Here is a 20,221-nt window from a genome sequence, read left to right as displayed (position 1 = left end):
ACCTGTATTAAGCATTCTTCATTATTATGGTTTCAAACGAATTGGCTACCGCTTTACAGCTGTTAGCGATTTCTTCTAGACCTTCATAGATTTGTTTGTATTTAATTATTCGGATAGGGTCTTTCTGAGTGGTAAATAAATGTTTAATGGCATCACGTAAAATGTGGTCGCATTCAGACTCAATTTCTTTCACTTTGATTGCGTGTTCCCTTAAATTAAGCCAATTCTTTGTTGATAGCAGTTTAATAGCTGCATCAATTTCGGTTACACAATTTTTGATCCTATCCACAAATGTAAGCATATAATCGTCTATTTCTATTATAGAGTACATTTCAAATATAGCAGCTGTATGGTATAACCCGTCCAAAATATCATCCATGCTTATGGAAAGAGCTAAAATATCTTCACGCTCAATTGGAGTGATGAAAGCATTATTTAGTTCGCTAATAAGATCATGTACCATGTTATCCCCGTAAGTCTCAAATTCTTTCATCTTTTCGGTAAAAGTTTTTAGGTCACTAACAGTGTTTAATTTATAGTCAGCAAAGTAGTTCGTACTTGCTTTTAAATTTAAAGACATTCTAAGTAAATAATTAAAGAACTTGTCTTTCTTTTTTGCTCTTGCCATTCATTTACCACCCCACATTGTCCAATTAGTCGTTATAAAACATTAAATGCAGCAATTGGACACCTTGTAACGGCTTACGTCCTGTATTTACTCGACAATAAAGATTGCCGAATGGATTTTCTATAAGTTATTTCTGAAAAAACAGTAAAGTCACGGCAGAAAATGTTGGAAATTGTCGAAAGAATTATTTGTAAATGGCGAATTAACATGAATCAGGAAAGAAACGCATGGAAAAGCTAAGCATTCCAAAAATGCCCTACCAGATTTCACGTCTAGGATGGAAAAACGCGAATATTATCAAGGCGTCAATTATTTTGATGTTCGGCATGTATTAGATGTCAAAGGATTCCTAAAAGACATTCGGACTAATGTGAGAGGGGCGAAAATAAATTAAGTTATTTTCCCTCTACTCAATTGGATAGTTCTGGCTTTAGAAGAAATGGTGTAACTTAAAAGGGGTTTGGCGGAAAAATAGTTAAAGTTGGCGGAATTACATCCCAGATTGGCGGAATCCGCATCTTAATTGGCGGAATCCCTCCGCAGTTTGGCGGAATCCCTACTTCATAAAAGCAAATGGTAGAAATAGATACTTTATTTGGGGAATAAATGGAATTGTGTCTGGAGTTGGGGCAGCAGGTGCGGATGCTGTATATGGTCTTTGACAACAGGCTCAATTACTGTCCGTTAGCCAAAGCACCCACAGAAAATCCTTAAAGAGATTGTTATACTTCTCATATAAATCACAGAGAGATTGGGATTTTCCGAATCTAGAATAATCGTTTTAAATCCGCGTTATGCTATTGATACCAAAAAAATGGATGACTTTTTCCCGTTATCGAGAAAAGGTCATCCATTTTTCTTGTTAATGCCCTGCCATCATGGCGACTTTCGCATCATTTGAATCATCATCTGATGCAGGGTCCGGCTGTTGTTTTGGTCTGCTTAGGATGGTTCCTAAAAGTGCACCAGCTAACGCAATCCCTGCAGCTAGAAGGAACGTGTCACCATAGGCAGCAACGGCTGCTTCAATGGGGTTAGTTGTACCTGTCATATGATCAGTGATTCTTGATGTTAGGAACCCAGTCATACCTGCTACTGCAAATGAAACCATGACTTGTTGAGCCGCTGTCGTTAATGGTGTGACACGACTAACAAGGTGTCTTGGAGCGGATTGAAGAACATGGGTATTAATCGCCATCATGGATAGACCCATACCTGCTCCCATCATCACTAAACATGTAATGATAAATCCAGTAGTTGTATCCATAGAAATTCGTGAAAGCATAAATAGCGCTGCAGTAATAATAGATAATCCTGTTATGGCTAAAGGACGAGCCCCGATTTTATCATATAAACGCCCTCCGATTGGCATCATAACACCTGATGCTAGAGCTTGTGGAAGTAGAATTAATCCAGTATCTAAAGCACCGTAACCTCTAACGGTTTGCAAAAATAACGGGACAATAATCATAACCCCAAATAATGCGATTTGGGAAATCCATGTGATCACAATACCTTTTCTAAAGTCAGATGATCCAAAAACTCTCAGCTCTAATAAAGGCTGTTTTTGACGAAGTTCGACGAAAATGAAAATTAGGAGAGCCGCTCCACCTACAATTAATCCAGTCAGAGTTTCAGATGAAGTCCAGCTCTTACCCCCTTCACTTACTCCATAGGCAAGCATGGAGAAGGCAATAGGTGCTAAAAGGATTCCTATAAAATCAAGTGTTGGAACTGTTTTACGCTCAACGTTCGGTAAAAATTTTATTCCAACCAAAATGGCAATAATACCGATTGGCAAATTTATAAGGAAAATCCAGTGCCAAGTAACGTATTCTACAAGATATCCCGCTAAAACAGGCCCTAGTGCAGGTGCTAATAGCATCGGAATCCCAAGTGTTCCCATGACGGCCCCCATTTTTTCTGGAGGAGCAAGTCGGAAAATCATGGCCATTCCTATTGGAGCAACCATTCCTCCTCCCAGACCTTGAATCACCCGATAGAGGATTAGCTGTTCAGGGGTTTGGGCTATAGAACATAGTACGGAACCGAGCGTAAACAAGGCAATCGTAATTAAAAATATCTTTTTTGCCCCAAATCGGTCTGTCATCCAGCCAGCTAAAGGAATGACAGCTGATAATGCAAGGGTATAACCTGTTATGGACCATTGCATGGTCGAAACATCCGATTTAAAATCTTTTACTATTCCAGGAAGCGCGACATTCATTGCCGTACTATCAAGAATAACCATTATCATCCCCACAATGACAGCAAGCATGGGTCCTATGATGGTTTTAATAGAAAAGGCCTCATTATTATTTTCTATTTTTGTTGACATACGAAAATCATCTCCTTTTCTAAAAACTTAATCTTCAATCTAAGCTATTAATTAAACGGTGTTTTAAACAATGTTTAAACAAAAATTTATCTCTTTTCCACCGATCTGTCAAGTAAAAATTTATTCATGGGAGGTCCAAATGGTAAAATAATAAAATGGAACCTTGACACAGAAAGACCATGAGTATTAGTGTAAAATTAAACAAAGTTTAAATTTACGTTTTTAACAAATAAATAAAACAAGTGTATTAGGGGAGTTATAAGATGACCAAAAGCTCCGAAAAAGATAGGACTACAAAGGAAAATATACTGAATTCAACACTGGAACTAATTAAGACAGAAGGTCTTGAATATGTAACCCTGCGCAAAATCGCAGCAGCAGCGGAAGTTAATCTTGCGCTAATAAATTATTATTTTGGGTCAAAGGATAAATTGATCAATGAAGCTTTGAAAGTGTTACTGGCTTCCTTTCGAGAAGCTTTTCTCATTTTAGATGATCATTCTATTCTTCCAAAGGAAAGGTTAAAAACCTTCATGGTTCAATTTGCAAATTCAATTATAAAGTATCCTGAGCTCGTCCGGGAAATTCTCGGGAAGGGCAATATTTCATTTGAGTCGCAATTTGAATACAAAGAATATATGCAAACAATGGGATTCACCAAAATTATTGCTACGTTACAAGAAATTACGGGAGAGAAAGATCAGGATGTTCTTGTCATGATGATGAGGCAAATCCATGCTGCCATCTTTTTTCCGACCCTGATGGCTTGCAAAAAAAACGTGCCCATAGATTGGAACCCAATTCCCATTGGCGATCAAATTGATTATTTTTTTCTACATTATTTTTCTAAGTATTCCTAAGCAACAGAAATTGAACAGGGCACATTGGCTTATGTTCTTCCGTATCTCCAGGTAAATCCAGATACTCCATTTTTTCGAACCTCCGTTTGATAAAACCAAAAGTCTCTTTCAATTCACAGTCCAAAAATAAAGAGTGGAAAGTAAATTTTCCACTCTTTATTTTTTTATCGGGCGTTCAAGTGTTAAGATTTCATTTTCAAGAGAAGAAAATTGCTGTTCAACTACATGTTTAACATCTAAGACTTCAGCGTTATAAAAGTGAGGACAACTCTCAGCCAAAAGAAAAAACACCGATTATCGGTGCTTATTCTTTCATACACTAGGCAGCTAATATCCAATTCACGCTCTTGCCAAGTAATCGTCGAGCTGATCAAAGGTACCGCCAAAACCTTGCTTCATTGATTCATACTCTTCCACAAATCTCTTACGTTCTTCCTCAGATGCATTTATAGGGCCACCTCGAAGGGTGATGGTGGTTTTGCCTTCATTTTCTGAAAGAGTTAGTGTATTTAATATTTCCAGCGGCCAGATTGGGCTAAAAGGTGCACGAACGGTATTGCCCTCTTCATCAGAAAACGAATTGATATAGACGAGCTTCTCTGGAGAAATGATTTCGCGATAAATAAACTTGCCCCACATTTCGTGGCCGTCTTCGGATCGCATTTTGTAGTGGAAGATCCCATCTGGGCGGAGATCAAACTTATTTATATCTAATGCGAAGCCTTTTGGTCCCCACCAGTGCTTTAGATGCTCAGGCACGGTCCAAACCTTGAACACTAGCTCTCGTGGTGCATTGAAGGTTCGTGTGATCACCAATTCACTTTTTTCAGGATTCATGGTAGCAGAGTTAGTTAGATTTTCATTTAGCATTTTAGTTCCTCCTTCAGAATGGTTTTGTTTATTAAATCTTTGCCAATTGTTCCTCAAGACGATCAAGTGTGGATTTTGCTCTTTCAATGGCCCCGTACTGCTCTATCATTTTGTTAATGCTGTTCGGCAGGCCTACTGCTTGTCGTCTTTCTTCACTTCCTTACTTTGCAAGACCTGCAGGTAATCATCTAAGCGATCGAGTCTCTCATTCCAGATGTGGCGGTAGGACTCCAACCAGGCATCAAGCTCTTTGAAAGGCTCGGCCCTCAGTGTGTAGATTCGTCGATTGGCCATCGCTTGCACCTCGACGAGCCCGGCATTATTAAGTACACGAAGATGTTTAGAAGCCTGTGGCTGGTTGAGCCCAAGACGATCGGCAATTTCCCCTACAGTGAGAGGACCATCACGCAAGAGTTCGACTATGTGAAGACGGTTGGGTTCAGCAAGAGCATTCAAAGTTGTTTTCATGAATATAATTTTCCCTTTCATGAATATAATATACCTAAACGGGAATATTCCTGTCAAGGAATATTCGGATTGTCTTTCCCTAGTTGTTTTCGTGGGAGGGAGGAAAAGTATACAAACTACAGTTTTGTTCCCTTATAACCAATTTATGAAATTTAAGGCTTGGGATGGTAAATTCTACTTCATTCATTACAGGATAAAGTAGTTTCCGCTTGTACCCTATTACACTTGTCCAAAATAATGTACAATTTCTAACAAGGATGGGATGGAATTTGAATTACACTTATCTTGATTGTTTAGCAATATTTGGAGTTGGAGGTGCCCATCCTGGAGGTCTTCAACTAACAAAAGAGCTCCTATCAAGGGAAAAAATAGATGAAACAAAGTCGATTCTTGATGCTGGGTGTGGAACAGGGCAAACCTCTGCATATATTGCGGAACAGTACCAATGTAATGTTACTTCCATAGATTGTAATAAAATCATGTTGGAAAAGGCTAGACAAAGATTTTCATCCTTACATTTGCCTATTGATGTTAAGCAAGGGAGCACTGAAAATCTTCCCTTCGATGAGGGTTTATTTGATATTATTCTCTCAGAATCAGTCATAGCCTTTACAGATGTCTCCCTAACAATTGCTGAATTTAAAAGAGTATTAAAGCCAAATGGGGTCTTACTTGTAATTGAAATGGTACTAGAAAAATCACTTGCTGAAGATGAACTGAAACCTATCGTTAGTTTTTATGGAGTTCCTCAATTACTAACTGAAAATGAATGGGTTAACTTTTTCAAAAGAGCCAGTTTTAAACAAGTTAGTGTAGAGAGGTGTAAACTTGAATTTGATGAAAATGATGTGCAAAATGTTACTGATTTTTCACTTTCGGAGAATATTGATGATAAATTCTTTGAAATTCTTGAAAAACACTTGCACTTCATAAAGGTTTATAAGGGTATACTAGGTTTTCGAGTGTTCAGATGTTGTATTTGAACTGTTCAAGTCATACATTTTTATTGAAATAGTATTAAATCCAAAACCCGTAAATGGAATATCCGTTTACGGGTTAGTTTTTGATTAAAGATCCAATACATTTCCGCCATGCCAATTAAAAAATTTGTTCACATTCTTAATTTTTAGATGGCGACATATTTATAGATAAAAAAGACAGGACAAGGTGATGGTTATTTTTCAAAGATTAATGGCTACTATTATTGGCAGCTTGCTCTTAGGAATTGGGATAAACGGGTTTTTGGTGCCTAATCATTTAATTGACGGTGGAATCCTTGGAATTGCATTGATCCTTCATTACTTCTTTAATTTTCAGACAGGGATTACAATGGTCGCTTTGAGCCTCCCAATCTGTATATACGCATCAATGAATAAGAGGGGGTATTTTTTTAGTAGTTTACAAGGATTGTTGGTTTCTTCTTTGTTTATTGATTTGCTTACTCCGCTTCGTTCTCAAATTTACCTTTCCCACCTTTTAAGTGCACTAATAGGAGGAGTACTCATTGGAACGGGTGTGGGTTTAATGCTCCGATATCAGACAAGCACTGGAGGGACTGACTTACTCGCTAAAATCATTTCTAAAAATTTTACCGTAGATATAGCCATTATCATTATAGCCATTGATGGCCTCATTGTTTTGGCGAGTCTGACTTTACTCCCATTAGACTCCGTTCTTTATTCATGTGTGGCTATTACCACTGTTGGTCTAACCACTTCGATGATTGGAGGAAAGTAAACTACTATTTCATGGAAGAAGCAGCTCAATCATTTATCTAAATAAATATTTAAGGAATGATTCGTATCTCTAACGGAAGCATAGACAATATTTTTTATCTCTTTATATTCCTTCTTCTCTAGTTCACTAAGTAACCATGTTTCGTCTTTATGAATTAACTTTAAGTTCTTATGTTGAATTTTCCCTTCCAGGATGACCGCAATGGGTAATCCTTTATACTCCATATCAATTTTTAAAAGCCTTGGTGTAACAGGAATTAGATCGACTTGTGGAAGGATGGTTATTTCTCCGTTTGGTTCAAGAATCGCATATTCGATGTCTTCAATATCGGGTACTCCAGCTGCACGAATAGTTGATAATAACTCCATAAGTGAGTATCTTGTCCGTTTCAGGTTATTTGGGATTAATTTCCCATGTTTGATTAAAATCGTAGGTTCTCCCGAAATAATATGGTTAAACCATTTATAGAGGTTTAGTTTTGAAATCAAAAAATGCAAAAGAGTAATAACAAGCATTCCGACCATTCCTTGAATCGGTCCTTTTACTTCAATCGGGGCAAATGCCAAGTATGCTAAAAAAATAATCGCCCCAAAATCAAAAGCAGTTAACTGCGCTAATGCTGCTTTCCCTAGGAACCTTACACTAATGATAAAAATAATAAATAACAATATTAATTCACCTAAAAAAAGAATCATGTTTTTACTCCTATTTCTGCAGATATAAAATGTTTTCATTTCCAAAATTATTGTGTTTGTATTTCCTGTTTTGTATACCATAATTTTGACTTAGTATTGAAATTAAAAAAATTTCAGAAAGATTAAATCTCCTTTTTGTAAAAGTCAAATAGCCATCTCCGTTTACTTACTAACATTATATTGTTATTTACATATGGGTATATGTCTAATCCTAGGACAATCGTGTAACATAGGATAAATTTGTAGTCATGAAAAATCAGAAATAAATGAATAACCGATGTGAGGGGTAAGTGCCGAAATGGAAGATAGAAAACAATACCGTGATGAATTGTTGGAATGGTGTAATAACTTTAATTCTTATTGTAATAGTATGAAACCAAAAGTTTCAAGCCGCTTGGATACGGAGAGTTTAGAGGAGTGGGAAGGGGCTTGCCATCAATTACAAGAGAAATTACAAGCAGATGAAACCGTGGAATTCGAGGACTATCTGACAGCTAAAGGCCTATATGAACAGTGGGAACAGCTATTCAAAGTGGATGATTTCCATCAAGAAGAGATGGATTCTGACCATCGTTTGGAATTAGAAGAGCAACCACAGGTCCACGAAGAATTTTGGGATTTGGATGCTACTCAAGAAGAGCTCGAAGTCGTTTCTGATTATCGTTTGGAATTGGAAGAGGATGCACAACTTTTGGGAACGGATGCTATTCAAGAAGAACTGGAAGTTGATGCTAATCATCGTTTGGAATTGGATGTGCAACCACAAATCCATGATGAAGTAATGGCAGTCAATGCTATTCAAGAGGTGCTTGAGGTCGAGACGGCTAAAGGTCTCGAGTTAGCGGAACAACTATACTACCGTGAAGATTTATTGGAAAGGTGTAATAACATTTATTCCAATTGGGAAAGTATGAAGCCGAGTTTTTCAAAACTTTTTGAAAGTTTAGTGGAATGGGAGGTATCATACCGCCATTTTAAAGATAAATTACAGGAGGATATAAAAGCGGACTTCAATGATTATCAGAAAGCTAAAAGCCTGCTGGACAGTGGGAATGGTATGCTTATGGGGAAAAATAGAGATTAAATCCCAACCATCTGAAGAAAGTAAGAAAAGAAGGACAGATTACTTGAATCTGTCCTTCTTGCCTTCAATCAATTGGCATGTTAGATTAGCCAATAAAAGTAGCGCCTACAATGATCAACAAGATGAAAAGTACAACGATTAAAACGAAAGTGCTGCCGCCGCCATAACCGCCGCCGTAACCGCCGCCATAACCACCGCCGTATCCATATCCGCAGCCCATAGATGTCTCACCACCTTTTCCTAGCAATTTGGATGTAAAAAAACTATCCACATCGTTAGTATATTTTTTACTGGAAAAGATGATTGGACAAGTGCCAACCTGTTTGAAAAATCCGCAATTATACTGTATTTTATTTGAAATGGAGCACCATTTTGGAGTGGGAATTTTCCATATATTGTCTAATTGTACAAAACCCCTCGATTTTCGTACATAACCCATTAGAAATTGTACTTAACCCTGTTGAATTTGCACAAACCACCTTGAAAAATGCACAAAACACTACAATTCATCCTGCAAAAGCAATCTGTCAGTAAAACTAGGCTATAATTTTCCTATCTAATATAAGTTTAAGGGTGTGGTCATTATTTTTTATGCAATTGTTTTGTTTATCCTAGCGGGATTGGCGGAAATCGGCGGCGGTTATCTCATTTGGTTATGGTTAAGAGAAGGAAAGCCCGTTCTGTGGGGAATCTTTGGCGCGCTTTTATTAGCTTTATACGGCATCATTGCTACCTTTCAAACCTTCCCCTCATTCGGCAGAGTGTACGCAGCCTATGGGGGCGTGTTTATCGTGCTCTCGATTTTATGGGGATGGGGCATTGATCGGAAAACCCCAGATTTATACGATTGGGTTGGTGCAGGAATCTGCTTAATCGGAGCTTCCGTCAGCTTGTTTGCACCACGGCATTAAATTCCTAATAAAGTTGGAAAAAACAAAAAGCAATAATCCAGGCATAATGAAAGAAAGAGCCTATAAAAAGCTAGACTCTTCCTTTCATAATGTTTATATTCATTGATCAGTGGTTTTTTTAGAAAATGCGGCGTCCTCTGAAGGAGATAGCGATGATAACAAAGAAGGGGATAAATCTTCTTCCGAAAAAGCCATCCCGAATAAACACGCCTCTTCCTGGAGGGTCAAACCCATCCATGATTCCACGATGAACTCTACCAAAACCATCTCTAATTTCAATAGGTTGACCCCTAAATCTCATAAGTGAATTCAATTTTTCACCTCCTTTCTCAAGCAGGTGTACTTAGGAAAAAGGACAGATTATCCCAACCTGTCCTTTGTTCCTTTAAAAAGTGACATGTCACTGGTTTTAACTTAGTAGCCGCTCATAAATGAAGCGCCTACAATGATAAGCAAGATGAAAAGTACAACGATTAAAACGAAAGTGCTGCCGCCTCCGTAGCCGCCATCGTATCCACAACTCATATCTTCTTCACCTCCTATTAGTATTTGGGGCGCTACTAACCAACCCCAAGATTAGTATATTTTTTATAAAAGAAGATGATTGGACAAGTTCCGTTCCTTCGAAAAATTCCGCAATCGTACTCTATTTTTCTTAACTGATGATAAACAAGAAGAAGCGTATGTACTATGACATACGCTCCTTCCAGAGGTGATAAATGTCTGAGCTTGGCGGCTGTTGAGAGATTCCTGCCTCTCCCTAATAAGTTATGCAAATTGAATACAAGAGAACTGGACAAGCGTGGAAGGTATGAAAATTTTCAATAAACAATGGATAGTTATTTATAGGTAAAATAGTAATATTATCAAAAAAAGTCGTTCTTTTAAAAAGGGGGAGTCTACATTGCAATTTTATTTTTACAATGAGAAATTCAAAGAGGCAATCGACCAGTATCAATTAAACGAAGAACAACTTCGGTTTACGGGTGATCCGAGGGATTGTATCAAACTATCAAACGAAGATTCCGAGCGTTCTTCCATCTTAGCCATGGAAAAAAATGAGCTCGTCACGTTTTTCGTTTTACATATTAATAAGGGGGTCAAACCCTATTCGGACAATGACCACGCCATTTTGTTAAGAGCCTTTTCTACGGATTTTCGTCACCAAGGCAAAGGATATGCGAAACAGGCTTTAATGCAGTTACCTGCTTTTGTAAAAGAGAATTTTAGGGAAATCAATGAAATTGTCTTAGCGGTTAACGTTGGAAACGATGCAGCACAGGCATTGTATAAAAAGTGCAGGTTTATTGACGAAGGGGAGCGGCGAATGGGGCCAAAAGGTGAGCTGATTGTCATGAGTTACTATTTATAAACTATCGGACAATTATCCACACTTTGATTCAAAACGTATCATAGCTTATCTAAGATAGTGTAAGAGAGGAGGAAAGTAATGGAGGATAATGAACATCAGCAAAAGTCGACAAGAGACTTGGACCATTTTTCAAGAATAATGTTTGGCAATCGTCAGCCAAGAGGCACATCCCATTCTAAAAGCAGTTCGGAATCCAGAAAAAACCGTAACGATGGTTGGTTTTTTGGGCGCAGAAAAAAGCAGGATGAGCACAAGCAGCAACCGGAACAGGAACAGTCTATTCAGGATAAAGTGGAAAACATCATGAACAATGTGGATATAGAATTGCTATTTAATACCTTTGACACCATTGTAACAACAACCGAACAATATAAACCATTATTTAAAGAAATGGCTCCTTTCATTAGTAAGTTTACAGATAAATTTAAAAAATAGCGGAAGAGAGTACCTGCATTTTTGGATGTAGGTATTCTCTTTTTTTTGTGGTTTGAGCTTGTCTTGAGGAATTGTTCTATAGTGGGCTTATGTTTCATTCCTTCTGCAGAGTGTTAAGAATTAATTAAGAAAAAATAGCTATGATTAAAACAAGCTTTTTCAAGACCCCCTTTGATAGATTACTTGATGCCCTCGTGGATTGTTTTCGAACATCTTGAGGGCTATTTTTTAGAAGATTTATTATATGAACTAGGAAAAAAAGGGGCGAAATGGCAAGTGGCAGATAAATCGCAAAAAGTGGCAGATAAAATCGTAAAGCGGCCGATAAAATGAATAAGTGGCAGATAAATGGCCCAAAGCGGCAGATAAATCTGGAAAGTGGCAGATATAATTTTCTCGGTCCCATGTTGGCGGCTGGGTTTTTATAAAAAAAGGTAGCTAGGTCTTGAAATTCGGCTAGTGTGCTGGAAAATGAGAATAAATGTTACCTAGGACAGGCTAAAAGCCTGTCTTTTTAGTAGGTTTGAGAGTGTATTGAGGCCGTGGACAGTAAATTAATAGAAATGGACAGTAAAATCTCAAAGGCGGCAAGAAACCTATGAAAAGTGAACAGTAAATAAGAGGTTACTATTAAAAGTGATTCCTAGAGAACCGCCTGGATGTTTAGTATGTAGAGGGTGGCAAGTGGCTCGATTACAGCCCCACCCCAAACAACCTCAATTCCTCCGCATCATGCGGCAGCTTAATCATTCCTTCAGACTTCATCCCAATCTTCTCAAGAACCCGCGCGGACCCAATATTGTCTTCAGAGGTAATCGCCACAAGCCGTTCCAGACCCAGCTCATCTTTCGCATAGACAAGCGTGGCCTTAGCCGCCTCAAAGCCATACCCCTTTCCCTGAAATCTGGTTAAAAAGGCGAAGCCAAGGTCAACATCGTCCAATCCATCCCTTTTAATCAATCCACAAATCCCAATCGGGGTGCTGGTTCCATCCTTTAACTCTGTTAAAAATAGACCCAATCCTAGTCGGGAGTACATCTCCATCGGCCCCGTTACAATATAGTTTCGAGCATCTTCTAACGTACGCACCCCACGATCGCCGATGAAACGCACCCACGAAGGGTCATTCAACAGCTCGAGAATAAACTCGGCATCATCTGGGGTTAACCAGCGAAGGATTAACCGTTCCGTTTCCATCACCTTCATGAAAACACACCTCTTTTATAAAAAATAAATATCTAAATCACACTATATCATGTATCCTGAAAAGGAAGATAGTGACAATTATTATGGCAGCATCATTAGAGTTTGATAAATCATTAACATTGGCTGGAGAACAAGTAGAAATAATTAACACAGGATGTGGATGAACATTGCAACGTCAAAAGAAATTATTACCTTTATCAATAATAAGCAGCGTTTTAGTTATTTTAAATGGTTTTTTTCAATGGAGTATTATGGATATAATAACCCCGTTTTTAATGTTGCCAGTTTGGCTATTGTTGTTTGGATTTTTTATTGTAGTGACAGTGCAAGCCATGATTCATTTGTTCAAATATAAATATTGGCAGCCATTAGCTATCCAGCTAGTCACGATCCTATTTTTGTTCTACTTTCCTTTTACAGAAACGATGTTAGACCTGGATTTTAAAATGCACAAAGCTGATCGAGAAGAGGTAGTGAGGATGGTGGAAAGTGGGAGATTAAGTATAATGTCCCGGACAGCCCTTCACTCATCCGCCTGCCGAAACAATATGACCAGCTTTCTAAGGGAGGTGGTGAGGTGATTGCGGTACAAAATGGTGAGCACTACACCATACTTTTCTTTACATTTCGAGGGCTTTTAGATAATTTTTCGGGATTTGTATACTCACCCAACGGCAAAAAGGCGATAGAAAAAGACCTTGACGAGGACTTCATAGAAGTAAAAAAGTATGCTGACAATTGGTATTGGGTCAGTTCTTCTTAAAAATAGGCCCAAGAAACCATTAACTGCGTGAGGAGAGCACAATGACTACTACTTTTATAAAATTAACTCAACCCACCTCAAACATTGTTGAGGTGTTTAATCGGTGGGAAAATGACCCAGCATTAATTCCATTAACGAGACCGAACCAAAACCAATCCGAATTGGATCGCAGAGACAACATGTCCCTCGAGGATTTAACGAAACGGATGGAAGACCATCACATCTACCTAATCTACCTTGATGACCAGTTGACCGGTGAATTGAACTATGTAGTGGATCCTCCGTATCTCTTCAAAAAAGAGCCTGGAACCGCCTGGCTAGGCATCACAATTGGTGAAACCATCGGGCGAGGAAAGGGGATTGGTTATGCAGCTATTCAATATTTGGAGGAACAGGTGAAGGAGCAGGGGCTGAAGCGGATTGAATTGGGTGTGTTTGAATTTAACCACCAAGCTCAGAAACTCTACCAGAAGCTAGGTTACACAGAAATTGGCCGGATTGACAACTTTACATATTGGCAGGGAAAAATGTGGACGGATATTCGAATGGAGAAGTATGTATGATACTTTAAAGCTCTAACCTATTGAAATATTGTTAAAAAAGTGATAATATTTCTATAGTTTAAATTCTTCTGAGTTTAGACCTCCTAATAAGGCTTAGCCTAGACCACTAAGCTTTCTTTTAACCTTTGATCTTATTGATCAAAGGTTCTTTTTTTTTCATATTTATAGATAATTACCCAATAAAAAAAGAGCTTACCAGCTCTTGCTTTAGTTCGTACCAGCCCCACCTACGCTAAATACGATGATGTCCACGATTACCATCCAACCCAGTATAATTATACAACAGGTTGGTTAAATATTCAATATGTATATATGGCTAATATATTCCATTTTACGTTTATTCTGAAACCAATCTACATCTCGCAGGGTCGTTTTTTATGTTCTTAAGAACACATACTGAAGGTTTTTTACTATTCTAGAATAATTTTATCGATATAAAAGAACGCTAAAATGGGCTGCTAAAATTTTTTAGTAAGTTACAGCCTATCATATTATTTTTAACATCAAATGACAAAGGAGGAACTATCATGACAAATCGTAATGACAATCGAAAACAGCCCCATACTGGAGGTAGTAAAGCCGCTGATACAGAATTTGGGGCGGAGTTAACACAAAGTAAAAAAGCCCGTAAAAAAGCAGCACGAGAAAGTAAATAATAAGGAATTAACCACAGGGATGGCGGTTTTTATGGCTTTAATTACGGACTTAATTACGGCTAACTTAACCGTCCCCTTGGTCCAAGGGGCCTCCGCCTTCATCAAATGCGCGCTTAAAGTCAAACACAAAAGGAGTTGGTCCATACTGAAGATAATAGTTGTATCTCTTGAAAGCCTCCTCCCAGGATACATCCGCCACCTTCTCCGTCCACCACACCACATATGTAGGTTGCTTCTCTTGATGAGATTCAATCCACTTGTTCCTGTCTCGTAAGGCTTGCTTGTGTCGGCCTGAATAGGTAAAACGGTATAAAGATTGAAGGCTTTTCCATACCGTTAGTGTAAGAATAGGAAACCCCTCTCCTTTAATCACTTCTTCAGGGAATGGCACTCCATCAGAAGAAAACTCCTCTATAAGTTGCCCTGATCTAGAAGCCTGTCGCATGACTTCATATCCCACTTCAAAAAACTCACGCGAAGCAGGATGCTCATACGGATGTTTTAGCCTGCCGACAGTATAGATCGCAACAAAGGACATAATAATCTCTCCTTTTACACTTTTAACCTACATATATTCAAGAAGGACAGATTCATTCTTCGTTGAACAAAATTGCTAACGAAATTCGTATCCAAAAACAAAAACCGCCCAAAAAAGGCGGCTTAGTTGAACAGTCTAGAACGTTGTTTAGAATTTGTCCATATATTAGTAAAAACGTTTAAAGCTCTCAAAATGGGCTTGGTAATACGAGCTTTGTAAATTAGAAATCATTACACCATCATCGTTAGCATGGATAAACTGGTTGTTTCCGAGATAGATTCCTAAATGAGAAATACCTTTTTTATATGTATTTTCAAAAAAGACAATGTCGCCGGCTTTCGGTGTGTCGACATAATAGGTGCGGTCATAGAAACCTTCCGCTGAATAACGGCCAATTTCCATCCCAGCTTGATTAGCCACATAATAAACGAACCCGCTGCAGTCAAAACCAGAAGGCGTACTGCCGCCCCAGACATAAGGAATCCCAATAAGTTTCTTGGCACTAGCAATCATTTTGGCGGCAAGGTCAGTATTAACAACAGTAGGTTCTGTCTTTGTCCCAGGGACTTTTAACTTTTGGCCGACATAGATATTGTCGGAGGTAAGTTTATTTAGCGCCTTCAAATCCTTGACCGTCAGCTTATATTTGCCTGCAATCTTTCCAAGTGTATCCCCGCTTTGAACGACGTAATCCGTTGTTTCCGTCACACTTGTTGTCGGAGTCGTTGTTTTCGGCGGTGTGGTGGCCACAGGTTTCGCAGGAGTCACTGTTGGTTTCTTCGCTGGAACCTTAAGTTTTTGACCGACATAAATCATATCGGATTTTAATTTGTTCAGTGATTTCAGGTTCGACACAGAGGTTGAATGTTTACTGGCAATCTTGCCAAGATAGTCCCCGCTTTTAACAGTATAGACACCCGTCGTGGTTGTCGTGGTCGGTGACTTTGCTGGTGTCGCTGGCTTAGCTGTTGTTGTCGTCTGTTTTGGGGCGGAAACTTTTAGGTTTTGCCCGACATGAATGAGGGTATTATTAAGATTGTTCCACTTCTTGAGTTCAGCAAGAGTCACATGAAAACGGTTGGCAATCTTAATCAAGGCATCACCTTTTACAACGGTGTAAGTGGTGGGCTGTGATGCTTGGGTCATTTTGCTCGCTACCGTGATCTTGAGCATTTGATTGACAGAGATAAAGTCCGACTTCAACCCATTTGCTGTTTTGATTTCTTTGACACTCGTATGGTATTTTTGCGCGATTTTCGATAAGGAATCGCCTTTTTGAACCTTATATGTATCGGCCAGGGCAGTGCCTGCAAATACGGTCGAAAGCAGGGCAGCTGTCGATAAGGCACGAACAATAGTTTTCTTCACTAGCAAATCACCTCTATTTTTTTCACAGTTTTATTAATTTTACCATAGTTTGCTAGTGTTTCGGAGAAAAAAATGTAAATATTTCCTGAATTGTTAGCGAAAATTGATGTATTTGCTGAATTATCAAAATAATTATGGTGACAACCTAACTAAGTCAGTCGCTTATTTTTTCACCAATTAGAACAAATCCTTACAAAATTCACTAAATTATAACAAAATTCACTGGAAACAGATTTACATCATTCTGCTAATCTAGTAAAATTGTCAATTAGAGTAAACTAAAGGAGGAAAAGAAAGGTGGATCGGATAGTAGAGGCTAAAAGCTCTCAAACGGCTAATTTCTCAGAAATCGTAAGAAAAGCTTACGAAACAGGCGTTAACGAAAGGGAAATCACCCTAGAAAAACTAATTGCAGACCTGAAAGCAGATTTGAAAAACTTAATGGTCGGTTAAAAATATATATAATATAGAAGATTAATATAAGGCCAGCGAGGTTATCTCGCTGGCCATTTGTGTGTTTTAAGAGATGGCGGATGTGCATGGTGCCCGCGGGGGTGGAAAAGTGGCATCAACGGTAACCATAGGAGGCGAATGGTGCCTGTGGGTCTGAAAAAACGGGTCCAACGGTAACCATAGGAGGCGTATGGTGCCCGCGAGGCGGAAAAAAGAGGTCCACCGGTAACCATAGGAGGCGAATGGTGCCCGCGAGTCAGAAAAAATAGGCTCAACGGTAACCATAGGAAGCGAATGGTGCCCGCGAGGCAGAAAAAAGAGGAACAACGGTAACCATAGGTAGCGTATGGTACCTGTGGGTCTGAAAAAACGGGTCCAACGGTAACCATAGGAGGCGTATGGTGCCCGCGAGGCAGAAAAAAGAGGTCCACCGGTAACCATAGGAAGCGAATGGTGCCCGCGAGGTGGAAAAAAGAGGTCCACCGGTAACCATAGGAGGCGTATGGTGCCCGCGAGGCGGAAAAAAGAGGTCCACCGGTAACCATAGGAAGCATATGATGCCCGCGAGGCAGAAAAAAGAGGAACAACGGTAACCATAGGAAGCGTATGGTACCCGCGAGTCACAAAAAAAGCTTTAAAGGTAACTAGTGAAGGTGACGCCTTTATTTGTGTAAATTATTTTTGACCTGATGTAAAGTTTCCCTTACATCATGCATATAATGCTATGCATGATGTAAAAGTGACCATACAGGGGGTGTCTACCATGACCTATCAAGAAAAGAAAAGTATTGTTTCGTTGATCAGCGCCATACTCATTTTCGGATCTTATTGCTTGTACATGTACCCGCGTTTGCCCGCAGGGGGGCTGGAGTCAACGGAAACCTTTCGCTATTGGGGTTCCTTCGTCCTTGTCTTGACGTTGGTTTCGATCGTTGCTCACATCATTATCAGTATTATTTTTAATATCGTCTTTAGAATTACAACCAGAGAAAAAGAACCAGCCTTTGCGGATGAATTAGATAGATTAATTGAATTGAGGGCTCATCGAAATTCTTTCTTTGTGTTCATTCTCGGATTTCTTTTTGCAATGGGATCGCTAATCATCTATCAGCCTTCACAGGTGATGTTCATGATCCTCGTAATCTCAGGATTCATTTCCGATGTGACTGGCTCCGTTACGAAACTTTATCACTATCGGAGAGGAGTCTAATATGGCTAAGACGCTTGTCGGCAATCACATCAGAAAATTACGATTTAACCATAATGAAATGACCCAGCAGCAACTTGCAGACAAGGTGGGCGTAACAAGACAAACCATCGTGGCCCTCGAAAAAGGAAATTACTCCCCATCTTTAGAACTCGCTTTTCGAATTGCTCATGCATTTAGTTTACCGTTGGAAGAGGTGTTCTTTTATGGGGAAGACACAAAGCTTTGAGTTTATTTAAAAAGGGGAGATACAACATGAATTCAAACAAAAGGGCATCAAAAATTGTGGGAGTTCTGTTTATACTTGCAGCCGTTACAGCAATAATCGGTCTTAAATTATACGATCCCATCCTAAAGGGGCCGGATTATCTGATAACAGGTTCCGAACACGCCAACCAGGTAATCCTTGGGGCTGTTATGGAGTTAATTCTTGTCGTATCAGCGGTTGGAACGGCAACTACCATGTTTCCTATTTTAAGAAAATACAATGAAACAATCGCTCTTTGGCATGTATGCTTCAGGTTTCTTGAAGCGATTATTATTACCGTGGGTGTAATCAGCGTCCTGTCCCTATTGACCTTAAGCCGGGAATTTGTAGCAGCAGGTGCCCAGGATTCGTCCTCGTTTTATGCTTCAGGTACTATTTTAAAAGCGGTACATGATTGGACGTTTATGCTTGGCCCGCTTTTCATGCTGGGTATCAATACAATGATGTACAGTTATATATTTTATAAAACCAAGCTCGTACCCAGGTTTATACCCATCCTGGGAATGACAGGGGCAGCGCTTGTTTTTATTTGTGCCTTGTTAGTCATGTTCGGCGTCATTCAACAAATTTCGGTTTGGGGTGGTATTTTGGCGCTGCCCGTTGCTGCTAATGAAATGATCCTAGCCGTATGGCTCATAGCTAAAGGATTCAATGAATCTGTACTTGCTTCCATGACTGCAAAAAGTTAACTTCTTAGGGCGGTTCTTATAGCTTTTTTGAGGCTATTGTAGAGCCGCCCCATGGTCTTTGCCTGAGGCACTAATGACATATTTTTAGAGACTTATGACATAATTTAAGACACTTATGACACATTTCAAGAAACTTACGACATTTTCTGGATAATAATTGGAAATCATTTTAAACTAGAAAAACTTGATTAGTATAAACTATGAAATTATTGTCTATCCTTACACTATAAAACTAGTTTTGTAGGGGTGGAGTTCAATGAGCGTAGAAGAATTAAATAAAATTATTGCTGTAAAAAAGATGGATTTAGAGGAGTGTGAACAAGAACTTAACAATCGCTACTATCCTTCAATAGTAAGAATGGCGATGACGAATTACATAATGATTTTACAAGAACAATTAGATAGGTATAATAACGATCGAATTAATTTGTAGTAAGGCATATTATCCTTTTTACTGGTAATCATAAACATTATTACCTATTTATTAAGGATGATAAAATTGTCAGATCCGCGAATCATTCAATTTGATAAAGCAGTTAAACTTAGAAAAGAGTCAACGGATGCCATTGTTGATTATTGGAGAGATCATGCGTTATATACTTCCCTAGAATATTGGATAATGGTCGCTTTACTTGTGGTACCACTCATCTTTCTGGTCTTCAAAATTGATAAGAGTAAGATATTTTTAATCGGATTTTACGGATACAGCATTCACGTATTAGCTGCGTACATAGACATATTTGCGATAAATAGCGGCAAATGGAATTATCCATTTCCACTAGTACCGTTTCTTCCTAGTATTTCTATAGATTCAAGTATTGTGCCGGTTACTTTTATGCTTGTATACCAATGGACGCTAAATCATAAAAAGAATTTTTACGTATTTTCTTTCCTTACAGCAGTATTTTTTTCACTTGTTTTTAAACCGATACTTGCGGAGCTAGGCATGTTCCGGATGTATGGAAATATGAATTACTTTTATCTTTTGATTATATATGTATTAGGATTTATAGCAGCAAAAATAATAACAAATGTGTTTATATGGCTTCAAAAGAAATACACAAAATAACGATTAGGATCGCTGCGGCGGTCTTTTTTCTATGCCCAAAAGT

The 20,221-nt window shown here is 38.7% G+C and carries 30 protein-coding genes; 18 read left to right on the top strand and 12 right to left on the bottom strand.

The annotated features are described in order from the left end of the window. Positions 1-7 precede the first annotated feature (7 nt). Both FS608_RS13290 and FS608_RS13285 read right to left on the bottom strand, forming a co-directional pair. Entirely contained in the window at positions 8-628 is a 621-nt protein-coding gene (locus FS608_RS13290; RefSeq protein WP_144550740.1) for a DUF47 domain-containing protein, read from the bottom strand. 862 nt (positions 629-1,490) lie between these two features. Then, positions 1,491-2,966 carry an MDR family MFS transporter gene (locus FS608_RS13285; RefSeq protein WP_144550738.1) on the bottom strand — a complete coding sequence of 492 codons (1,476 nt, stop codon included), beginning with the start codon at positions 2,964-2,966 and terminating at the stop codon, positions 1,491-1,493. Positions 2,967-3,229: 263 nt separating this feature from the next. On the opposite strand from FS608_RS13285, the gene FS608_RS13280 reads away from it, so the two are divergent. Then, positions 3,230-3,826 (top strand): TetR/AcrR family transcriptional regulator, encoded by a 597-nt coding sequence (locus FS608_RS13280; RefSeq protein WP_144550735.1) that lies wholly within the window; start codon positions 3,230-3,232, stop codon positions 3,824-3,826. A 156-nt stretch (positions 3,827-3,982) separates the two neighbouring features. Here FS608_RS13280 and FS608_RS13275 read toward each other — a convergent pair whose 3' ends face one another. The 3 genes from FS608_RS13275 to FS608_RS13265 all read right to left on the bottom strand — a co-directional run bounded on the left by FS608_RS13275 (position 3,983) and on the right by FS608_RS13265 (position 5,185). Beyond that, positions 3,983-4,117, bottom strand: a complete 135-nt coding sequence (locus tag FS608_RS13275) for a DUF2164 domain-containing protein (protein WP_260871678.1) — start codon at positions 4,115-4,117, stop codon at positions 3,983-3,985. 48 nt (positions 4,118-4,165) lie between these two features. Beyond that, positions 4,166-4,696, bottom strand: a complete 531-nt coding sequence (locus FS608_RS13270; protein WP_144552122.1) for an SRPBCC family protein — start codon at positions 4,694-4,696, stop codon at positions 4,166-4,168. Between the two features lie 132 nt (positions 4,697-4,828). After that, positions 4,829-5,185 carry an ArsR/SmtB family transcription factor gene (locus FS608_RS13265; RefSeq protein ID WP_144550733.1) on the bottom strand — a complete coding sequence of 119 codons (357 nt, stop codon included), beginning with the start codon at positions 5,183-5,185 and terminating at the stop codon, positions 4,829-4,831. 248 nt (positions 5,186-5,433) lie between these two features. On the opposite strand from FS608_RS13265, the gene FS608_RS13260 reads away from it, so the two are divergent. Then, positions 5,434-6,147: a class I SAM-dependent methyltransferase gene (locus FS608_RS13260; RefSeq protein WP_144550731.1), complete on the top strand. Its 714-nt coding sequence runs from the start codon at positions 5,434-5,436 to the stop codon at positions 6,145-6,147. Positions 6,148-6,355: 208 nt separating this feature from the next. Then, complete coding sequence (locus tag FS608_RS13255; RefSeq protein WP_260871677.1) at positions 6,356-6,901, top strand: YitT family protein; 546 nt, start codon at positions 6,356-6,358, stop codon at positions 6,899-6,901. A gap of 29 nt (positions 6,902-6,930) precedes the next feature. Here the strand turns inward: FS608_RS13255 and FS608_RS13250 are convergent, their stop codons facing one another. Next, positions 6,931-7,596, bottom strand: a complete 666-nt coding sequence (locus FS608_RS13250; RefSeq protein ID WP_144550729.1) for a DUF421 domain-containing protein — start codon at positions 7,594-7,596, stop codon at positions 6,931-6,933. Between the two features lie 298 nt (positions 7,597-7,894). Here FS608_RS13250 and FS608_RS13245 point away from each other — a divergent pair, with 298 nt between their 5' ends. Next, complete coding sequence (locus FS608_RS13245) at positions 7,895-8,680, top strand: hypothetical protein (protein WP_144550727.1); 786 nt, start codon at positions 7,895-7,897, stop codon at positions 8,678-8,680. 85 nt (positions 8,681-8,765) lie between these two features. On the opposite strand, the gene yjcZ is transcribed toward FS608_RS13245, so the two are convergent. Continuing rightward, the gene (yjcZ, locus tag FS608_RS13240) at positions 8,766-8,900 is read right to left on the bottom strand and encodes a sporulation protein YjcZ (protein WP_144552117.1); all 135 of its coding nucleotides are present in this window, start codon (positions 8,898-8,900) and stop codon (positions 8,766-8,768) included. Between the two features lie 364 nt (positions 8,901-9,264). Between yjcZ and FS608_RS13235 the strand changes: the two genes are divergently transcribed. Beyond that, positions 9,265-9,591 carry a YnfA family protein gene (locus FS608_RS13235; RefSeq protein ID WP_144552114.1) on the top strand — a complete coding sequence of 109 codons (327 nt, stop codon included), beginning with the start codon at positions 9,265-9,267 and terminating at the stop codon, positions 9,589-9,591. Positions 9,592-9,709: 118 nt separating this feature from the next. Here FS608_RS13235 and FS608_RS13230 read toward each other — a convergent pair whose 3' ends face one another. Both FS608_RS13230 and FS608_RS13225 read right to left on the bottom strand, forming a co-directional pair. Continuing rightward, positions 9,710-9,904 (bottom strand): hypothetical protein, encoded by a 195-nt coding sequence (locus FS608_RS13230; protein WP_260871676.1) that lies wholly within the window; start codon positions 9,902-9,904, stop codon positions 9,710-9,712. A 101-nt stretch (positions 9,905-10,005) separates the two neighbouring features. Then, the gene (locus tag FS608_RS13225; protein WP_144550725.1) at positions 10,006-10,116 is read right to left on the bottom strand and encodes a YjcZ family sporulation protein; all 111 of its coding nucleotides are present in this window, start codon (positions 10,114-10,116) and stop codon (positions 10,006-10,008) included. Positions 10,117-10,495: 379 nt separating this feature from the next. On the opposite strand from FS608_RS13225, the gene FS608_RS13220 reads away from it, so the two are divergent. The 3 genes from FS608_RS13220 (at position 10,496) to FS608_RS30785 (ending at position 11,731) form a co-directional block, all read left to right on the top strand. After that, positions 10,496-10,963, top strand: coding sequence for a GNAT family N-acetyltransferase (locus FS608_RS13220; protein ID WP_144550723.1), 468 nt, complete (start codon positions 10,496-10,498; stop codon positions 10,961-10,963). 78 nt (positions 10,964-11,041) lie between these two features. Beyond that, on the top strand, positions 11,042-11,398 hold the full coding sequence (locus FS608_RS13215; protein ID WP_144550720.1) for a hypothetical protein: 357 nt from the start codon (positions 11,042-11,044) through the stop codon (positions 11,396-11,398). Between the two features lie 186 nt (positions 11,399-11,584). Beyond that, complete coding sequence (locus FS608_RS30785; protein ID WP_222127346.1) at positions 11,585-11,731, top strand: hypothetical protein; 147 nt, start codon at positions 11,585-11,587, stop codon at positions 11,729-11,731. Positions 11,732-12,091: 360 nt separating this feature from the next. Here FS608_RS30785 and FS608_RS13210 read toward each other — a convergent pair whose 3' ends face one another. Then, positions 12,092-12,604, bottom strand: a complete 513-nt coding sequence (locus FS608_RS13210; RefSeq protein WP_144550718.1) for a GNAT family N-acetyltransferase — start codon at positions 12,602-12,604, stop codon at positions 12,092-12,094. Positions 12,605-12,764: 160 nt separating this feature from the next. On the opposite strand from FS608_RS13210, the gene FS608_RS31260 reads away from it, so the two are divergent. From FS608_RS31260 to FS608_RS31250, 4 genes are all read left to right on the top strand, one after another. After that, positions 12,765-12,959, top strand: a complete 195-nt coding sequence (locus tag FS608_RS31260; RefSeq protein WP_260871675.1) for a hypothetical protein — start codon at positions 12,765-12,767, stop codon at positions 12,957-12,959. Between the two features lie 222 nt (positions 12,960-13,181). After that, positions 13,182-13,367 (top strand): hypothetical protein, encoded by a 186-nt coding sequence (locus FS608_RS31255; protein ID WP_260871674.1) that lies wholly within the window; start codon positions 13,182-13,184, stop codon positions 13,365-13,367. 41 nt (positions 13,368-13,408) lie between these two features. Further along, positions 13,409-13,930, top strand: a complete 522-nt coding sequence (locus tag FS608_RS13200; RefSeq protein ID WP_144550716.1) for a GNAT family N-acetyltransferase — start codon at positions 13,409-13,411, stop codon at positions 13,928-13,930. A gap of 527 nt (positions 13,931-14,457) precedes the next feature. Next, positions 14,458-14,586 carry a hypothetical protein gene (locus FS608_RS31250; protein WP_260871673.1) on the top strand — a complete coding sequence of 43 codons (129 nt, stop codon included), beginning with the start codon at positions 14,458-14,460 and terminating at the stop codon, positions 14,584-14,586. 64 nt (positions 14,587-14,650) lie between these two features. Here FS608_RS31250 and FS608_RS13195 read toward each other — a convergent pair whose 3' ends face one another. Together FS608_RS13195 and FS608_RS13190 are read right to left on the bottom strand one after the other, a co-directional pair. Beyond that, on the bottom strand, positions 14,651-15,124 hold the full coding sequence (locus tag FS608_RS13195) for a DUF3291 domain-containing protein (RefSeq protein ID WP_144550714.1): 474 nt from the start codon (positions 15,122-15,124) through the stop codon (positions 14,651-14,653). Positions 15,125-15,289: 165 nt separating this feature from the next. Continuing rightward, entirely contained in the window at positions 15,290-16,492 is a 1,203-nt protein-coding gene (locus FS608_RS13190; RefSeq protein ID WP_186328721.1) for a C40 family peptidase, read from the bottom strand. A 297-nt stretch (positions 16,493-16,789) separates the two neighbouring features. Here FS608_RS13190 and FS608_RS30250 point away from each other — a divergent pair, with 297 nt between their 5' ends. The 6 genes from FS608_RS30250 to FS608_RS13170 all read left to right on the top strand — a co-directional run bounded on the left by FS608_RS30250 (position 16,790) and on the right by FS608_RS13170 (position 20,178). Continuing rightward, a complete protein-coding gene (locus FS608_RS30250; protein ID WP_186328720.1) occupies positions 16,790-16,945 on the top strand; it encodes a YwzD family small protein in 156 nt (51 codons plus the stop codon). Between the two features lie 763 nt (positions 16,946-17,708). After that, a complete protein-coding gene (locus FS608_RS13185) occupies positions 17,709-18,155 on the top strand; it encodes a hypothetical protein (protein WP_144550710.1) in 447 nt (148 codons plus the stop codon). A 1-nt stretch (position 18,156) separates the two neighbouring features. Further along, the gene (locus tag FS608_RS13180; protein ID WP_144550708.1) at positions 18,157-18,381 is read left to right on the top strand and encodes a helix-turn-helix transcriptional regulator; all 225 of its coding nucleotides are present in this window, start codon (positions 18,157-18,159) and stop codon (positions 18,379-18,381) included. Between the two features lie 26 nt (positions 18,382-18,407). Further along, positions 18,408-19,109 carry a DUF4386 domain-containing protein gene (locus tag FS608_RS13175; RefSeq protein WP_144550706.1) on the top strand — a complete coding sequence of 234 codons (702 nt, stop codon included), beginning with the start codon at positions 18,408-18,410 and terminating at the stop codon, positions 19,107-19,109. A 256-nt stretch (positions 19,110-19,365) separates the two neighbouring features. Beyond that, positions 19,366-19,542: a hypothetical protein gene (locus FS608_RS30245; RefSeq protein ID WP_186328719.1), complete on the top strand. Its 177-nt coding sequence runs from the start codon at positions 19,366-19,368 to the stop codon at positions 19,540-19,542. Between the two features lie 57 nt (positions 19,543-19,599). Then, positions 19,600-20,178 (top strand): hypothetical protein, encoded by a 579-nt coding sequence (locus tag FS608_RS13170; RefSeq protein ID WP_260871672.1) that lies wholly within the window; start codon positions 19,600-19,602, stop codon positions 20,176-20,178. Positions 20,179-20,221: the final 43 nt, after the last annotated feature.

The sequence above is a fragment of the Bacillus sp. X1(2014) genome (assembly GCF_007678255.1).
This window is presented reverse-complemented; position numbering and strand designations above follow the sequence as displayed.

Bases quoted from the DNA above. Each gene is read 5' to 3' on its own strand.
- FS608_RS13290 (WP_144550740.1), bottom strand. From the start codon at position 628: ATGGCAAGAGCAAAAAAGAAAGACAAGTTCTTTAATTATTTACTTAGA.
- FS608_RS13285 (WP_144550738.1), bottom strand. From the start codon at position 2,966: ATGTCAACAAAAATAGAAAATAATAATGAGGCCTTTTCTATTAAAACC.
- FS608_RS13280 (WP_144550735.1), top strand. From the start codon at position 3,230: ATGACCAAAAGCTCCGAAAAAGATAGGACTACAAAGGAAAATATACTG.
- FS608_RS13270 (WP_144552122.1), bottom strand. From the start codon at position 4,696: ATGCTAAATGAAAATCTAACTAACTCTGCTACCATGAATCCTGAAAAA.
- FS608_RS13265 (WP_144550733.1), bottom strand. From the start codon at position 5,185: ATGAAAGGGAAAATTATATTCATGAAAACAACTTTGAATGCTCTTGCT.
- FS608_RS13255 (WP_260871677.1), top strand. From the start codon at position 6,356: ATGGCTACTATTATTGGCAGCTTGCTCTTAGGAATTGGGATAAACGGG.
- FS608_RS13250 (WP_144550729.1), bottom strand. From the start codon at position 7,596: ATGATTCTTTTTTTAGGTGAATTAATATTGTTATTTATTATTTTTATC.
- FS608_RS13245 (WP_144550727.1), top strand. From the start codon at position 7,895: ATGGAAGATAGAAAACAATACCGTGATGAATTGTTGGAATGGTGTAAT.
- yjcZ (WP_144552117.1), bottom strand. From the start codon at position 8,900: ATGGGCTGCGGATATGGATACGGCGGTGGTTATGGCGGCGGTTACGGC.
- FS608_RS13225 (WP_144550725.1), bottom strand. From the start codon at position 10,116: ATGAGTTGTGGATACGATGGCGGCTACGGAGGCGGCAGCACTTTCGTT.
- FS608_RS13215 (WP_144550720.1), top strand. From the start codon at position 11,042: ATGGAGGATAATGAACATCAGCAAAAGTCGACAAGAGACTTGGACCAT.
- FS608_RS30785 (WP_222127346.1), top strand. From the start codon at position 11,585: ATGCCCTCGTGGATTGTTTTCGAACATCTTGAGGGCTATTTTTTAGAA.
- FS608_RS13210 (WP_144550718.1), bottom strand. From the start codon at position 12,604: ATGAAGGTGATGGAAACGGAACGGTTAATCCTTCGCTGGTTAACCCCA.
- FS608_RS31260 (WP_260871675.1), top strand. From the start codon at position 12,765: ATGAACATTGCAACGTCAAAAGAAATTATTACCTTTATCAATAATAAG.
- FS608_RS13200 (WP_144550716.1), top strand. From the start codon at position 13,409: ATGACTACTACTTTTATAAAATTAACTCAACCCACCTCAAACATTGTT.
- FS608_RS31250 (WP_260871673.1), top strand. From the start codon at position 14,458: ATGACAAATCGTAATGACAATCGAAAACAGCCCCATACTGGAGGTAGT.
- FS608_RS13195 (WP_144550714.1), bottom strand. From the start codon at position 15,124: ATGTCCTTTGTTGCGATCTATACTGTCGGCAGGCTAAAACATCCGTAT.
- FS608_RS13185 (WP_144550710.1), top strand. From the start codon at position 17,709: ATGACCTATCAAGAAAAGAAAAGTATTGTTTCGTTGATCAGCGCCATA.
- FS608_RS13180 (WP_144550708.1), top strand. From the start codon at position 18,157: ATGGCTAAGACGCTTGTCGGCAATCACATCAGAAAATTACGATTTAAC.
- FS608_RS13175 (WP_144550706.1), top strand. From the start codon at position 18,408: ATGAATTCAAACAAAAGGGCATCAAAAATTGTGGGAGTTCTGTTTATA.
- FS608_RS30245 (WP_186328719.1), top strand. From the start codon at position 19,366: ATGAGCGTAGAAGAATTAAATAAAATTATTGCTGTAAAAAAGATGGAT.
- FS608_RS13170 (WP_260871672.1), top strand. From the start codon at position 19,600: ATGATAAAATTGTCAGATCCGCGAATCATTCAATTTGATAAAGCAGTT.